The organism is Rugosimonospora africana, assembly GCF_016862975.1.
Taxonomy (GTDB): Bacteria; Actinomycetota; Actinomycetes; order Mycobacteriales; family Micromonosporaceae; genus Rugosimonospora; species Rugosimonospora africana.
In genome coordinates this window covers 24,334-38,516 of record NZ_BONZ01000026.1, presented here as the reverse complement: position 1 = coordinate 38,516, position 14,183 = coordinate 24,334, and the positions used below count along the sequence as shown (strand labels likewise).

Annotated in this window: 14 protein-coding genes; 4 read left to right on the top strand and 10 right to left on the bottom strand. The window is 71.8% G+C overall.

Features of this window, described 5'->3' with window-relative positions:
* Positions 1 to 4: 4 nt before the first annotated feature.
* A complete protein-coding gene (locus Raf01_RS13560) occupies positions 5 to 658 on the top strand; it encodes a carbonic anhydrase (RefSeq protein ID WP_203918198.1) in 654 nt (217 codons plus the stop codon).
* A 52-nt stretch (positions 659 to 710) separates the two neighbouring features.
* On the opposite strand, the gene Raf01_RS13555 is transcribed toward Raf01_RS13560, so the two are convergent.
* From Raf01_RS13555 to Raf01_RS13525, 7 genes are all read right to left on the bottom strand, one after another.
* Positions 711 to 1,988 (bottom strand): glycoside hydrolase family 3 N-terminal domain-containing protein, encoded by a 1,278-nt coding sequence (locus tag Raf01_RS13555; RefSeq protein ID WP_203918197.1) that lies wholly within the window; start codon positions 1,986 to 1,988, stop codon positions 711 to 713.
* Between the two features lie 149 nt (positions 1,989 to 2,137).
* Positions 2,138 to 2,983 carry an SDR family NAD(P)-dependent oxidoreductase gene (locus tag Raf01_RS13550; RefSeq protein ID WP_203918196.1) on the bottom strand — a complete coding sequence of 282 codons (846 nt, stop codon included), beginning with the start codon at positions 2,981 to 2,983 and terminating at the stop codon, positions 2,138 to 2,140.
* 89 nt (positions 2,984 to 3,072) lie between these two features.
* Positions 3,073 to 3,624, bottom strand: coding sequence for a P-loop NTPase family protein (locus Raf01_RS13545; RefSeq protein WP_203918195.1), 552 nt, complete (start codon positions 3,622 to 3,624; stop codon positions 3,073 to 3,075).
* A gap of 173 nt (positions 3,625 to 3,797) precedes the next feature.
* On the bottom strand, positions 3,798 to 4,118 hold the full coding sequence (locus Raf01_RS13540) for an EthD domain-containing protein (RefSeq protein ID WP_203918194.1): 321 nt from the start codon (positions 4,116 to 4,118) through the stop codon (positions 3,798 to 3,800).
* Positions 4,119 to 4,185: 67 nt separating this feature from the next.
* Positions 4,186 to 4,674, bottom strand: a complete 489-nt coding sequence (locus Raf01_RS13535; protein ID WP_203918193.1) for a MarR family transcriptional regulator — start codon at positions 4,672 to 4,674, stop codon at positions 4,186 to 4,188.
* A gap of 110 nt (positions 4,675 to 4,784) precedes the next feature.
* On the bottom strand, positions 4,785 to 5,021 hold the full coding sequence (locus tag Raf01_RS13530) for a hypothetical protein (protein WP_203918192.1): 237 nt from the start codon (positions 5,019 to 5,021) through the stop codon (positions 4,785 to 4,787).
* Positions 5,022 to 5,244: 223 nt separating this feature from the next.
* Positions 5,245 to 5,865, bottom strand: coding sequence for a TetR/AcrR family transcriptional regulator (locus tag Raf01_RS13525; protein WP_203918191.1), 621 nt, complete (start codon positions 5,863 to 5,865; stop codon positions 5,245 to 5,247).
* A 152-nt stretch (positions 5,866 to 6,017) separates the two neighbouring features.
* On the opposite strand from Raf01_RS13525, the gene Raf01_RS13520 reads away from it, so the two are divergent.
* Positions 6,018 to 8,315, top strand: a complete 2,298-nt coding sequence (locus Raf01_RS13520; RefSeq protein ID WP_203918190.1) for an MMPL family transporter — start codon at positions 6,018 to 6,020, stop codon at positions 8,313 to 8,315.
* 2 nt (positions 8,316 to 8,317) lie between these two features.
* Here Raf01_RS13520 and Raf01_RS13515 read toward each other — a convergent pair whose 3' ends face one another.
* The 3 genes from Raf01_RS13515 to Raf01_RS13505 all read right to left on the bottom strand — a co-directional run bounded on the left by Raf01_RS13515 (position 8,318) and on the right by Raf01_RS13505 (position 11,907).
* On the bottom strand, positions 8,318 to 9,859 hold the full coding sequence (locus tag Raf01_RS13515) for a long-chain-fatty-acid--CoA ligase (protein WP_203918189.1): 1,542 nt from the start codon (positions 9,857 to 9,859) through the stop codon (positions 8,318 to 8,320).
* Positions 9,856 to 11,028 carry an acyl-CoA dehydrogenase family protein gene (locus Raf01_RS13510; protein WP_203918188.1) on the bottom strand — a complete coding sequence of 391 codons (1,173 nt, stop codon included), beginning with the start codon at positions 11,026 to 11,028 and terminating at the stop codon, positions 9,856 to 9,858. Before Raf01_RS13510 ends, Raf01_RS13515 begins: the two co-directional genes overlap by 4 nt.
* 186 nt (positions 11,029 to 11,214) lie before the next feature.
* Positions 11,215 to 11,907 (bottom strand): TetR/AcrR family transcriptional regulator, encoded by a 693-nt coding sequence (locus Raf01_RS13505; RefSeq protein WP_203918187.1) that lies wholly within the window; start codon positions 11,905 to 11,907, stop codon positions 11,215 to 11,217.
* 105 nt (positions 11,908 to 12,012) lie between these two features.
* Between Raf01_RS13505 and Raf01_RS13500 the strand changes: the two genes are divergently transcribed.
* Both Raf01_RS13500 and Raf01_RS13495 read left to right on the top strand, forming a co-directional pair.
* Complete coding sequence (locus tag Raf01_RS13500; RefSeq protein WP_203918186.1) at positions 12,013 to 13,629, top strand: MFS transporter; 1,617 nt, start codon at positions 12,013 to 12,015, stop codon at positions 13,627 to 13,629.
* A 23-nt stretch (positions 13,630 to 13,652) separates the two neighbouring features.
* Positions 13,653 to 14,102, top strand: coding sequence for a GNAT family N-acetyltransferase (locus tag Raf01_RS13495; RefSeq protein WP_203918185.1), 450 nt, complete (start codon positions 13,653 to 13,655; stop codon positions 14,100 to 14,102).
* Positions 14,103 to 14,183 lie beyond the last annotated feature (81 nt).

The window sequence follows — 14,183 nt, the reverse complement described above, 5'->3', positions numbered from 1 at the left end:
GCACATGCCGGCCTTGGATCACCGACCCGGTACGCCCGCGCAGGCGCTGGACGAACTGCTCGCCGGAAACCGGCGATTCGTCACCGGTACCCGCGTCCACCCCCACCAGGACGCCGAGCACCGCGCCGCGGTGGCGCTCGAGCAGCAGCCGTTCGCCGTCGTGTTCGGCTGCTCCGACTCCCGCCTCGCCGCCGAGATCATCTTCGACCGGGGCCTCGGCGACCTGTTCGTGGTCCGCACCGCCGGGCACGTCGCCGGCCCGGAGGTGACAGCCAGCATCGAGTACGGGGTGGCGGTGCTCGGCACGCCACTCGTGGTGGTCCTCGGGCACGACGCCTGCGGCGGCATCCGGGCCGGCAGGGACGCGCTGGCCGGCGATCAGCCCGACCCGCGGCTCGCCGCCATCGTCGACGGGGTGACGCCGAGCATCGCGAACGCCCACACCCGCGGCGTCACGGATCAGGAGGGCATCACCCGGATCCACGTCGAGCGCACCGTCGCGGCGGTGGCCCGCCCCGGCACGGCCACCGGTGACGCCGTGGCGGCCGGCCGCTGCGCGGTCGTCGGGATGTACTACCGGCTGGCCGACGGCCAGGTCGACGTGGTCGGCGACGTCGTGGGTGGCGCGCCGGTGCCGCGCCCCCGATCCGGCGGCTGAGCCGTCCGCTGGGCCGTCAACTGGTGGGCCGTCAGCTGAGCCGTCAGCTGGCCTAGCAGTCCACCAGCCCGGCCCGGACCTTGCTCGCGATCACGTGACGGGCCGCGTCGTGCAGCCGCGCGGCAAACGTGGCGGAGCCCTTCGCGGCGGTGACCAGCGCGTCCTCCATCGGGCCAGCGTCGCTGGTCTTGACCGTCAGCACGACGTCACCCCCGGCCTGGAGGAAGCGCACCGCGCGCTGCCCGACGGGGACGGCGCTCGGCGCCACCGCCGCGCCGAGGTCGTCGGAGATGATCAGCCCGGTGAAGCCGAGCCGCTGGCGCAGCAGCCCGGTCACGATGGCGCTGGAGAACGGCGCGATCGCGTGCGAGTCCAGCTTCGGGTACGACGCCGAGGAGATCATCACTGCGGCGGTACCGGCGCGGATGCCGCTCGTGAACGGCTCGAGGAACGAGTCCGTGGCGGTCGTCTTGTTGTCGACCGCGTGGGTGGACGTGTCCGTGTTGGCGGTGACCCGGCCCAGGCCGGGAAAGTGCTTGAGGGTGGTCAGGACCCCGGCGGACTGCACGGCCGTGACGACGGTGCTGACGTCCTGGGCGACCCCGCTCGGCGTCGACCCGTACTGCCGGTCGAGTTCGCCGATCGGCGGGTTGGAGTCCGCGGTACCGGCGGGCACGGTGTCCGCGACCGGGGCGAGGTCGAGCGTCACCCCGACGTGTGCGAGGCGCTTCGCCCAGTCGGTGGTCTGGCCGCGCAGCGCCGTCGTGCTCAGCTTGCCCTGCGCGACGGCGGACGGGATCGCCGGGAAGTCGCTGCCCCGCAGGCTCTGCACCTCGCCGCCCTCCTGGTCGAGCGCGACGTGCACCGGAAGGTCGCCGGCCGCCCGCGCGGTGCTCTGCAGCGACTTGATGGACTGGGTGACCGCCGACGCCGCCAGCGGAGCGTGGCCGGAGAGGAAGACCGAGCCGAGGTGGTACTGGCGCATCGTGTCCTCCAGGGCCGTCGGGCCGGTGATCGGCGTACCGATCATCAACACCTGCCCGGCCTGTTCCTGAACGCTGAGCCGGCTCAGCGTGGACCCGACGCAGGTGTCGGCACCGGCACCGGCGCTGGCACCGGCGCTGGGCTTCGCCGACGGGGACAGAGGGGACGCACTGGGACGCGGTTGGGCGCTACCGGACACCCAACTCGCCGAGCCCGCGCCGCCCGCCGGGGCGGACCCGCAGCCGGAGACGGCGGCCAGGCAAGCCACCACCGCCGCCCACGCCGGCCATGACGGCCGGATCCGGGCTCGACGCGGACGGGCTGACTCCTGGCGGGGTACGGGCATGTGCGTGAATCCTCCGCATCGACGATCGGCTGGTCGCGCCCGGGCGGCGGCGGCGCTGCCCCACTCTACGTGGCCGCGACACGCGTCCCTGGGCGGCGGCCGGGCGCCCTCGATCCACCCACACGCCGTCGCCAACGGGTCACACTGAGTTACCGACTCCCCGCGATGAGCCGGTCCCGCAGCCGGTACGGCAGCCGGGCCACCACCGATCCGATGCGCGCATCGGTCCCGACCAGGTACCGGGGACGCGGATTACCGGACGTCAGCGCCTTGACGATGACCGCGGCGGCGCGTGCCGCGGGCAGGCCCCGGCGGGCCGATCGCCGCGCGCTGGCACGGGCCGCGTCGATCTGGGCGGCGTAGCGCTGCCGGCCGGCTTCCGGCATCCGGTCGAGCAGCCGGTCACCGGCTTCCTCGGCCCGGCTCCAGATCGAGCTGACGATCGCACCGGGTTCGACGAGAGCCACCCGGATCCCCCAGGGCGCCAACTCGGCGCGCAGCGTTTCGGCGAGGCCGACGAGACCGAACTTCGAGGCGTGGTAGGGCCCGAGCATGGGCTTGGCGACCCGCCCGGCGATCGAACCCACCAGCACGATGCGCGACCGCTCGTTGTGCTCGGCGGCGTCCCGCAGGGCGGGCAGCATGGCCTGGGCCACCGCGAGCTGAGCGATCAGGTTGACGTGTATCTGGTGGGCGAACGCGTCGATCGGCACGTGTTCCAGCGGGGACGCCACCGCCACACCGGCGTTGTTGACCAGACCGTTCAGCCTCCCGGCCGCGCACACCCGCTCGCCGGCCGCCCGTACCGACTCCAGATCGGTCAGGTCCATCCGCAGTACGCTCACCCGCTCCCCGTGGTCGCGGCGCAGCGCCTCCTCATCCGCGTCGCCGCGTACCGTCGCCCAGACGTGCGCGCCGCCGCGCACCAGTTCGTCTACGCAGGCCCGACCGATGCCGGTGGACGCGCCGGTGACCACGATCGACTTCGCTGCCATCGGCCCAGTATCGCGAACCGCGGCGCGACCGGCACCGGGTGGCCCCAGGCCGGGTCTCGAAGTGCTCGGCAGGTGCTTCGAGACCCGGCCTAACCCGGCGGCGTCGAATTGGCCAGCTCCCGCAGCCACCGGGTCACCGCCCTCGGGGAGCGCAGCAGCACCACCCTGTCGCCCCACGGTCCCACGGCCCACTCGCGCATGCGCCGCCGCTTACGCGCGAAGCTGTGGAAGTGCCACACGATGATGGAGTCCCCGGAAAACGCCTGCCGCAGCGACTCACGGTTGCCGTTGCACACCGGCGTCCGGGCCACCACCCGCGTACCGGTGCGCCACAGCAGCCGCCGCAGCGACACCCAGCGGGGAAAGTCGAGACACACCACCAGGTCGGCGGCGGCCAGCGGAATGTCCAGCCAGCCGCTGTACCCGGCGTCGAGTACCCACTCGGCACCGTCGCAGATCTCGGCGATCCGGGCACGCTGGACGTCCTTCGGCACCTCGACCCAGCCCGGTTCCCAGGTGAGGTCGTCCACCGAGTGCCACGGCAGGCCAAGGCCGGCGCCGATCCGCGCGGCGAGCGTCGTCTTGCCCGAGCCGGTGACGCCGTAGACGAGGATCCTCGATGGCCGGGGCGGCGGAGTCACGGTCCCAGGTTAAGGGCGCTCCGCCACAGACCGGCTCCGGCTGCGCCCAGACGACGCGCCGGGGCCTGTGCTCGCCTCCGCCACAAACCGGCTCCGGCTGCGCCCAGACGACGCGCCGGAGTCTGTGCTCGCCTCCGCCACAAACCGGCTCCGGCTGCGCTCAGACGATGCGCTCAGACGAGCGTGACGACCTCGTCGACGACCGCCGAATGGATACCGACCGACGTTTCCCGCATGTACCGCGTCCGCATCTCGTGCGCCCTCCGGTAACCGTCGGTCTGCAGCGCCTTGCGCATCTCGTCCTGGGACTCAAAACTGATCTGGACAATCGCGTCGATCGGCGGCTCCGCGCCGTCGGTCATCAGGTCCGACAGGTAAAACTGCACGTACGACCTGGTCTCGGGCATCGCCTGGTAGGTCGGCCCGTATTCGTGCTCCATGAAGTGCCGGAAATCCTCGGTCGTGACATCCGGCTTCTTGCGGATGACGGTCATCAACGTGAACATTTGGACTCACCACAGGGATCGTGTGCTTTTCGACAATGATCGCATCCGGCGACCGTCAGCCGGCCAGGTCCCCGGTCGCGTCGTTGCCCGCCTCGGTCGCCCGGCGCAGGAAGTCGGCGAGCAGGTCGAGCTGATCCTCGGTGTAGCCGGCGCAGATCCGGTCCATCGCCGAGTTCATGCCGCCGTACAGGCGGTACAGCTCCGCGTTGCGGTCGCGCAGGCTGCGGACGATGACCGCGCGCCGGTCGTCGGTGGCCCGGTCCCGGGCGATCCAGCCGCCGCGTTCGAGCCGGTCGAGGATGCCGGTCATGGTGGCCGGGTGCAGCCCGGCGCGGCGGGCCAGGGCGCTCGGGCTCATCGCGCCGTGGCGATTGATGAGTTCGAGGCAGTCCAGGTCGACGTCCTTGAGATTCAGCCGGGCGCCGACCTGGTGGTTGAGCAGAGACAGCTGGATGCTCAACTCGCGCAGCGATTCCTTGATGGCGGTGCCCGTCCGCCGCCGGCGCCGCGCCGCGTCCAGCTCGCCCGATGCTCTGGAACCCATATGAGACGTTCTCCGTATCGTTTGCTGTGCCAGCAAATGTACCCGGAGAGACCGGGCCGACCCGGCGGACCCACCGCCCAACCATCCATAGTGGACCGTACGGCCCGGACTCACTTGCGCGGCAGCGGCGCGATGAAGGTCGCGAGCGCGAACAGCACGACGAAGACGGCAACGATGAGAGCCGCACCCTTCAGGAGCGTGATGAACCCGGCGACCAGGCCGGCGACGAAGCCCTCCTCGGTCGCGCCGTCACCGCCGCCCGACGATCGCCACCCCGCCATCCGCTGCGAGGTCGACCAGCCCGCCAGAGAGCCCACCACGATGCCGAGCAGAAAGATCAGTACCACTATCGGTCCTCTCCGCCCGGCGACCCGATCCACCGAGCGGCATAACGCCACAAAGTCATACAGGTAAACCGGCATTTCCGGACGGAAGTTATGCCGGCGAGCGCGACCGAGCCCGGCCCCGAAAACGTCAGACCAAATCGGCCGGGGCCGGCAATAGCGCTAGCCGGTCAGCCCCGGCGCGCTCGCGGGCGCGCTACCGGGTCAGCCCCGGCACCCCTCGCGGTCAACCCTGGCGCAGGGCCGCGAACGCCTCACGCAACAGTTCCAGCGCCCTGTCCAGGGTCTTCTCCCGGTCCGGTAGGCCGGAGTACACGATCAGGGTGCTGCGCATCGCCGCGACGCACGCCCTCGCCAGTACCGACGCGGCAAGCGACGGCCGGCGCGGCGAAGCGCCGTCGGAGTCGCCGGGCCCGGGGCTCAGCCGCGTGTGCAGGGCCTGAGCGAGGCCGTCCTCCAGTTCCCGCAGGACCGACTGGGCCGGCCGGGTCGCCTGGGACAGGAAGCGGGCGGGCGGACCGCTGAACATGATGCCCAGCCCGGTACCGCGCCGGCACGCGATCGCCAGCACCGCGTGCAGCACCGCGGTGTACGGCGACTCCCCCGCCGGGCGTGCGCGCACCTGCTCCTGGAGTACCGGGATCAGGTCCACGATCTCGCCGAGGACCAGGTCCTCCTTGGACGGGAAGTACCGGAAGAACGTGCGCTCGGTCACGCCCGCCGCCGTGGCGATGTCGCGCACCGTCGTCGCCGCGTACCCGTGCTGCTCGAACATCCGCAACGCGGCGTCCTGCAACGCCTGGCGTGTCACCAGCTTGTGCTGTTCGCGGCGCCCCGGTTGAGTCACCCGGTCATCATTCCCCCGGTCGTCATTCCAGGTCCAACCCCAAGTGTCAGGGCTGACACTTTTCGAGCTATCGTGTCAGGCGCGACAGTTCGGTGGGCGACGGAAGACGCCACTGGGCGGCGACGGAAGCCACCGCAGACTCGGAGGAATCCATGCGTCGGGTAGTTCTGTTCTGCCACCGCCACGCCGGCTGGGTCATCGCGGCCTGGCTGGTCGTCCTGGTCGGCCTCACCCTGGCCGACCGCGCCCTCGGCAGCGACTACCGCGACACCGTCAACCTCCCGGCCTCCGACAGTTCGCGCGCCCAGGACCTGCTGAGCCAGGTCCAGGGCGGCGTCCAGGCCGGCGATTCGGAACGGATCGTGTTCGCCACCTCGCGCGGTTCGGTGACCGACGCCCAGATCCGCGCGCGGATCGATCCGATGCTCGCCCGGGTGGCCGGTCTGCCGCACGTGACACAGGTGATCTCGCCGTACTCGCCGCAGGGCCAGCCGCAGGTCGCCGGCAACGGGCGGGTCGCCTTCGCCACGGTCTCGTACAGCGCCGGAGCCAACAAGGTCACCACGGGCCAGGCCCGGCAACTGGTGGACGTGGCCCGCTCGGCCGGCCAGTCCGGGCTGACGGTCGAGGTGTCCGGCCAGGTCGCCATGCGGGCGTCGCCGCCGAGCCTGGGCGGTGCGTACATCGGGCTGCTCGCGGCCGCCGTGGTCCTGCTGGTCACGTTCGGGTCGCTGTTCTCCATGCTGATGCCGGTGCTCACCGCGGCCGTGTCGGTCGGCTCCGGAGTCGCGGTCGTCGGGCTGCTGACCCACGTCATGAACGTCGCACAGGTCAGTCCACAGATCACCGCGTTGATGGGTCTCGGGGTCGGGGTCGACTACGCGTTGTTCATCGTCACCCGGTACCGGCAGGGCATCAAGGCCGGCCGCACGCCGGAGGACGCGCTGGGCGCGGCGGCCGTCACCTCGGGGCGCAGTGTGCTGTTCGCCGGGCTGACCGTCTGCGTGGCACTGCTGGGCATGTTCACCGTGCGCCTGAACTTCCTGTACGGCATCGCGATCGGTTCCAGCGTCGCGGTCCTGCTGACGATGCTCGCCGCGCTGACGCTGCTGCCGGCGCTGCTGCGGGTGATCGGCAAGCGGGTGCTGTCCCGGCGCGAACGGCGCCGGCTGGCGGACGGACGGCCGCAAGCCGAGCAGGAAGGGCGGCCGCAGGCCGGGCGGGAAGGACGGCCGCAAGCCGAGCAGGACGGCCGGGCGCAAGCCGAGCGGGAGGGGCGGCCGCGGGCCGAGAAGGAGGGGCGTGCGTGGAGCCGGTGGGCGCGGGCCATCATCGGCCGGCCGGTGACCTCGACGCTCGCCACGGTGGCCGCCATCGTGCTGCTCGCGCTGCCGCTGCTGTCCATGCGCCTGGGCATCTCCGACGCCGGCCTGGATCCGAAGGGCAGCACCACGAGGGCGGCGTACGACCTGCTGGCCGAGGGATTCGGGCCGGGGTACACCGGCCCGCTGGTCATCACCGGCCGGATGGACCGCACCGGGGCGCGCGAGGCGGTCCAGGGGCTGGCGGCCGGCCTGGCCCACCACGACGACGTGGCCCGGGTACCACCGGCCGTGTTCGCCCCGGCCCGGGACGGTGGCACCGTCGCGGTGCTGACCGTCTACCCGGCCAGTTCGCCGCAGGACGAGGCGACCGCGGATCTGGTGCGGGACCTGCGTGCCCGGGTCATCCCGCAGGCGACCGACGGCACCGGCACCCGGCTGTACGTGGGCGGCACGACCGCCGTCGACGTCGACTTCTCGCAGGCGCTCACCGACCGGCTGCCGCTGTTCATCGCGACCGTGGTGGGCATCTCGTTCATTCTGCTCACCATCGTCTTCCGCAGCCTGCTGGTGCCGCTGACCGCGGCGCTGATGAACCTGCTCGCGGCCGGCGCCGCGTTCGGCATCCTCACCGCCGTGTTCGAGTGGGGCTGGGCCGGCTCGCTGATCGGGGTGGACCGGACCGGGCCGATCGAGCCGTATCTTCCGGTGCTGCTGTTCGCCGGGCTGTTCGGCCTGTCGATGGACTACGAAGTCTTCCTCGTCGGCCGCATCCAGGAGGAGTGGCACCGGTTGCGGGACAACCGCGCGGCCGTGGTGCGCGGGCTGGCGGCGACCGGTCGTACCATCACCGCCGCCGCCATCATCATGGTGCTGGTCTTCGCCTCGTTCGTGATGGGCGGGAACCGGGTGGTGAAGATAGCCGGTCTCGGGCTGGCCAGCGCGGTCCTGCTCGACGCCGTGGTCATCCGCAGTCTGCTGGTACCCGCGGTGATGGCTCTGCTCGGCAGGTCCAACTGGTGGCTGCCCCGGTGGCTGGGCCGCGCCCTGCCGACGCTGTCCCTCGAGGAGGAGCCCACCGGTGCCGACGCGCCCGTGGCGGCCGAGCCGGCCCCGGTGGGCCGCTGAGGTCAGCCGCCGAACGTGCGGCGCAGTTCCCGCTTCAGCACCTTGTGGCTCGGGCCGACCGGCAGCTCGTCGACGAACCGGACCTGGCGCGGGTACTTGTGCCGGCCGAGCTGCTCCCTGGACCACGCGACGAGTTCGTCCTCGGTGAGGGACGTGTCCTTGTCCAGGACCGCCACGGCCCAGATCTCCTCGCCGTGCGTCTCGTCGGGTACGCCGATGACCGCGACCTGAACGATCCCGGGGTACCGGGCCAGTACCTCCTCGACCTCGCGCGGGTACACGTTGAACCCGCCGCGGATGATCATGTCCTTCTTCCGGTCGACGATGGTGATGAAACCCTGCTCGTCCTTCGTACCCAGGTCGCCGCTGCGGAACCAGCCGTCGACGACGGTCCGCGCGGTCTCCTCGGGACGGCCGAGGTACCCGGCGAACACGTTGTGCCCCCGGATCACGATCTCGCCGAGTTCACCGACCGGCAGCAGTTCGATGCGCTCGTCGACCTCCGCTCGGGCGATCTCCACCTCCACGCCCCAGACCGGGTGGCCGACCGTACCGGCCTTCGTACCGAAGTGCGGCTGGTTGGTGGTCGCGGTCGGCGACGTCTCGGACAGCCCGTACCCCTCGAAGATGGTCGTGTCGAACGCGGCGTTGAACCGCTCGAGCACGGCCATCGGCAGCGACGCGCCGCCGGAGATGCACAGCCGCAACCGGGGCAGCCGTTCGTACCCGCCGGCCGCCTCGGCCAGCGCCACATACATCGTCGGTACGCCCTGGAACACGTTCACGTTCTCGCGCAGCATCAGCTCGATCGCGGCCGGGCCGGAGAACCGGGCCAGCATCACCAGAGTGGCGCCGATGCGGAACGCGCCGTTCATGCTGACGGTCTGACCGAAGGAATGGAACAACGGTAGGCAGCCGAGCACGATGTCGTCGTGCTGTGCGTCGTTCGCGTCGAACGTGTTGACCACCGCGTTCATCACCAGGTTCAGGTGGGTGAGCACGGCGCCCTTCGGCACCCCGGTGGTGCCGCTGGTGTAGAGGATGACGGCGGGGTCCTCGGCCTGCCGGGACTCGAACGTCGGTACCGGGTCGAGCGCCGCCGACACGTCCTCCAGCCGCGGGACGTCCACTGTGGACTCACCGGTGACGGCCGGCCCGACCGTGACGACCGGTACGCCGGCCGAGCCGCCGGCCGCGGCACCCATGGCCAGCAGGGCGGTGTGGCAGATCAGCATCCGCGCACCACTGTCCCGCAGCACGTACGCCGCCTCATCCGCGGTCAGCAACAGGTGTACCGGGACGATGACCGCGCCGACCGCGAGCGCGCCGTAGTACGCGCGGGGAAAGTCCACCGTGTTCGGAGCGAGCAGTGCCACCACGTCACCGGGGCGCACACCCAGCTCGCGCAGTCCCGCCGCGTACCCGCGAGCCTCGCGCCACAGCTGCCCGTACGGCACGCGCAGGTCGCCGTCGACGACGGCCGTCTTGTCCGGGTACCGCCGGGCGGACTCGGCGAGCGTGCTCGCCAGCGACAACATGGTCATCCGAGGTGTCCTCCGATCGTGGTGTACCCGCGCAACAGGTCGCGCGAGATGATCAGTCGCTGCATCTCGTCCGTACCTTCGTAGATGCGGATCAGCCGCACCTGCCGGTACCAGCGTTCGATCGGCAGTTCGCGGGTGTAGCCCATGCCGCCGTGGATCTGCATGACCCGGTCGACGACGCGGTTGACCATGCCGGCCCCGTACAGCTTCGCCATCGAGGAGGCGTGGCGCGGGTCCGTACCCTGATCGACTGTCCAGGCGGCCCGCAGCACGAGCCAGCGGGCGGCCTCCAGCTCGGTCTCCGAGTCCGCGATCATCCACTGGATGGCCTGGTTGGCGCCGATCGGGCGGCCGAACGTCTCCCGGGTGTTCGCGTGGTCGATCGCCATCTGCAGCGCCCGTTCGGCGATGCCCAGTGCGTGCGACGGGATGATGTACCGGCCCCTGCCGATCCACTGCATGCCCAGCTCGAAGCCCTGCCCGACCTCGCCGAGCACGTTGCGCCCGGGCACCCGGACGTCCTCGAAGACCAGCGACGCCGGTCCGCCCTCGCCCATCGTCTGGATGAACTCGGAGCGCCAGCCCATCGCGCGGTCGACCAGGAACGCCGTGGTGCCGCCGCCGCGCACCCCGCGTTCCGGGTCGGTGACCCCGACCACGATGGCGAAATCCGCGTCGTTTCCGTTGGTGATGAACGTCTTCTCGCCGTTGAGCACCCAGTCGTCGCCGTCCCGGCGCGCGGACAGCTTGATGTTGGCCGCATCCGATCCGGCACCCGGCTCGGTGATGGCGAAGCACGAGACGCGGTCGCCCTCGACGGTCGGGATGAGGTACTCCTGCCGCTGCGCCTCATTGGCGTGGTACAGGATGTTGTCCGCCTCGCCGCCGAAGCGGAACGGCAGGATGGTCCGGCCGATCTCGGTCCAGATCAGGGACTGGGTCACGGCCGGCAGGTCCATGCCGCCGTACTCCTCGGGTGTGGACAGTCCCCAGAACCCGAATTTCTTCGCGCGCAGCTGGAGCTCGCGCAGTTCGTCGCGGGTCAGGCCGGGCTGGTGGGCACGCTCACGGCGGAGCAGCTCCGGCTCCAGTGGCATGACCTCCTTGCGGATGAACGCACGCGCGGTGTCGCGGATGGCCTTCTGTTCGTCGCTGAGTGCGAAATCCATGGTGTCCCTCTTCAGATGTGCGCCGTCGGCCCACGGTGGTCGGCCCACGGTGGCGCCGGGGCGGGGAGCGGTGCCGCACTCTCTAAACTAACGCTGGAAGTTTTATCGGTCGAGACCGGACGCGAGGTTCGTTCGCTCCTTTTCGATCAAGCGAGTCAGCCACGCGCGGGCGGTGGGCGGGCCGCCTCAGCCGGCAGGCAGCAGCCGGTCGATCAGGCTGTCGATCTGGCGGTCCAGGTCCGGCCAGGGAAACGCGGGACGCATGGCCCGCAGGGTCACGATCCCGTGCAGCGCGGTCCACAGGTGGATGGCCAGCATGTCGGCATCCTGCTCCGGCCCGGTCAGCGCGGCGACCTCGTCCCGTACGGCCTCGAACTGGTCCCTGCCGACGAAGCCGACCGCGGGAAGGAGGTGCGGCGGCAGCGACTCGGACGCGAACATCGTAAGGTACCGGCCGCGGTTCTCCAGCCCGTACCGGACGTACCGGTGGGCACTGGCCCGTACCCGCGCCAGCGGCGCGTCGCCGGCCTGCCCGGCCGCGGCGGCGAGCGCCTCGCCGAACTCGTCGAAGTAGCGCGTCTTCACCGCCAGGACCAGCTCGTCGAGGCTCGGGAAGTGCAGGTAGATCGAGGTGGTGGCGACGCCGACCTCGCGCGCGACGGAGCGCAGGGACAGCTCGCCCACCTCGCCGGTCTCCGCGAGCATGCGGCTGGCCGCCGTGACGATCTCCTCGCGCAGCCGCTCACCCTCGCCACGCCGGGCCCGTCGCCGGCGCCCTGGACCGGGACCGGGACCGGGATCGGGACCGGGACCGGGACCGGCCGCGCCCTCCCGCGCGCCCAGTTCGCGGTCCGGCCCCACACCCTCGTCGTCCGGCACTCGTTCCTCCTTAGTTGACGCCCGTAGCCTTACGGGTGTAAACATAACTCGCAGAGTTAAGGCTACGCCCGTTGCCCTACGTCTTCCCGCGAGGAGAGGCTACCCATGTCACCGCTTTCGCCGGCCCGGCGCCACCCCCGGTGGACGCTCGCGATCGTGTGCGTCGCGACGTTCATGCTGTTGCTGGACGTGACGGTGGTCGCCGTCGCGCTCGGCGACATCCAGACCGACTTCGGGTCCGACCTCAGCTCGCTGCAGTGGGTCGTCGACGCGTACACCCTGCCGCTGGCCGGACTGCTGCTCACCGCCGCCACGCTCGGCGACCGGATCGGCCGGCGGCGGATCTTCCTGGCCGGCATGGCGCTGTTCACGCTGGGTTCCCTCGCCTGCGCGCTGGCCTGGTCGCCGCTGATCCTCGACCTGACCCGCGCCGCGCAGGGCGTCGGCGGGGCGCTGCTGTTCGGCGTCGGCCTGCCGCTGGTCGGCGCGGCATTCCCGGAGCCCCGGGCCCGGGCCGCCGCGATCGGCGTCTTCGGTGCGACCCTGGCGGGCGCGACAGCGGTCGGACCGCTGGTCGGTGGCGCGCTGGTGGACGGGCCGGGCTGGCGGTGGATCTTCCTGGTCAACGTACCGATCGGGTTGGCCGCGCTGGTCGCCGGCTGGTTGCGCCTGGAGGAGTCGCGGGTGGCCGCCGCGCGAGCCGCCGACTGGCCGGGGACCGCGCTGCTCACCGCCGGCCTGCTCGCCCTCCTGCTGGGTCTGATCCGGGGCAACGCCGACGGCTGGCTCTCGGCGGAGATTCTCGGCCTGTTCGCCGCGGCGGCCGTGCTGCTGGTCGGCTTCGTGATCCGGGAGGCGTCCGCCCGCGAGCCGATGCTCGACCTGCGCCTGTTCCGCAACGCGTCGTTCGCCGGGGTGTCCATCGGCGCCTGGGCGGTGTCGGCCACGCTGGTCGCCGCCACCTCGTACCTCGGCCTGTACCTGGTCAACACGCTGAACTACAGCCCGTTCCAGGCCGGCCTGCGTTTCCTGCCGCTGACCGTCGCCTCGTTCGTCGCGGCGCCGATCGTGGCCCGGCTGGTCGACCGGGTACCGCCCCGGGTCACCGTCGGCGGCGGCCTGGCCCTGTCCGCGCTCGGCCTGTGGCTCGCCGGCCAGTTGCACGGCGACTCCCGCTGGACCGCGCTGCTGGCCGGGTTCATCGTCGCCGGGGTCGGCCTCGGCATGGCCAACGCGTCGATGTCCCAGGCCGCCCTCGCCGCCGTCGACCACACCAGGGCCGGGATGGCGACCGGTACGGTCAACACGATGCGCCAGATCGGCGTGGCGGCCGGCGTCGCCGTACTCGGTGCGGTGTTCCAGCACCGGGCGACCGCCGACATGGCGCGGCAGCTCGCCGCCGCCCGGGTACCCCACGGTCAGGCATCCGCGATCGCCGACGCGGTCGGCTCCGGTGCCGGGCTCCGGGTCGCCGACTCGGCACCCGCGGCGCTGCGCCCGGCCCTGGCCGCGGCGGCCCGTGTGGCGACCGTGAACGGGCTCAACGAGATCCTGATCGGCGGGGCGATCGCGGCCGGGATCGCGGCGCTCATCGCCCTGGTCGTGGTCCGCCCGGCACCGGCTCCCGCCACCACCACGGCCACCGTCACCACCACCGCCGCGGAGCCGTCGTCGACCCCGGCCGGCGCCGACGAGCGGGTCCCGGCGCGTACGGGGAGCTGACCGCTCCTGCGAGCATGGCGGCCATGACGGATCCGATCCTGCGCCCGGCACGCCCGACGGACTACGACCCGATCGCGGCGGTGGTCGACGACTGGTGGGGGCGCCCCATCCTGGCCGCGATCCCCCGGCTGTTCCTCGACCACTTCCACGACAGCAGCCTCGTCGCCTCCCACGGCGGCGAGCTGGTCGGTTTCCTGGTCGGCTTCCCGTCCCCGGCGCAGCCCGACCGGGCGTACATCCACTTCGTCGGCGTCCATCCTCGGGTCAGGAGCCGCGGCCTGGCCCGGGCGATGTACGAGCGGTTCTTCCAGACGGCCCGCGAGCACGGCCGCCAGTCGGTCGGTGCGATCACCTCGCCGGGCAACCAGGCGTCCATCGACTTCCACCGGCGGATGGGCTTCACCGTCGACGGCCCGGTACCCGGCTACAACGGTCCGGGCCACGACCTCGTCGTCTTCACCCGCGCGCTCTGACCCGCGGGCTCGGCTGGTCCGGCTCGGCCCGCCTGGCGCCACGCAACGACCCGGACCCGTCGCGGACGCGGGCGTGACCTG

What these genes read in the sequence shown, in the direction of transcription:
- Raf01_RS13560 (WP_203918198.1), top strand. Translation starts at nt 5, where the DNA reads ATGCCGGCCTTGGATCACCGACCCGGTACGCCCGCGCAGGCGCTGGAC.
- Raf01_RS13555 (WP_203918197.1), bottom strand. Translation starts at nt 1,988, where the DNA reads ATGCCCGTACCCCGCCAGGAGTCAGCCCGTCCGCGTCGAGCCCGGATC.
- Raf01_RS13550 (WP_203918196.1), bottom strand. Translation starts at nt 2,983, where the DNA reads ATGGCAGCGAAGTCGATCGTGGTCACCGGCGCGTCCACCGGCATCGGT.
- Raf01_RS13540 (WP_203918194.1), bottom strand. Translation starts at nt 4,118, where the DNA reads ATGACCGTCATCCGCAAGAAGCCGGATGTCACGACCGAGGATTTCCGG.
- Raf01_RS13535 (WP_203918193.1), bottom strand. Translation starts at nt 4,674, where the DNA reads ATGGGTTCCAGAGCATCGGGCGAGCTGGACGCGGCGCGGCGCCGGCGG.
- Raf01_RS13520 (WP_203918190.1), top strand. Translation starts at nt 6,018, where the DNA reads ATGCGTCGGGTAGTTCTGTTCTGCCACCGCCACGCCGGCTGGGTCATC.
- Raf01_RS13515 (WP_203918189.1), bottom strand. Translation starts at nt 9,859, where the DNA reads ATGACCATGTTGTCGCTGGCGAGCACGCTCGCCGAGTCCGCCCGGCGG.
- Raf01_RS13510 (WP_203918188.1), bottom strand. Translation starts at nt 11,028, where the DNA reads ATGGATTTCGCACTCAGCGACGAACAGAAGGCCATCCGCGACACCGCG.
- Raf01_RS13500 (WP_203918186.1), top strand. Translation starts at nt 12,013, where the DNA reads ATGTCACCGCTTTCGCCGGCCCGGCGCCACCCCCGGTGGACGCTCGCG.
- Raf01_RS13495 (WP_203918185.1), top strand. Translation starts at nt 13,653, where the DNA reads ATGACGGATCCGATCCTGCGCCCGGCACGCCCGACGGACTACGACCCG.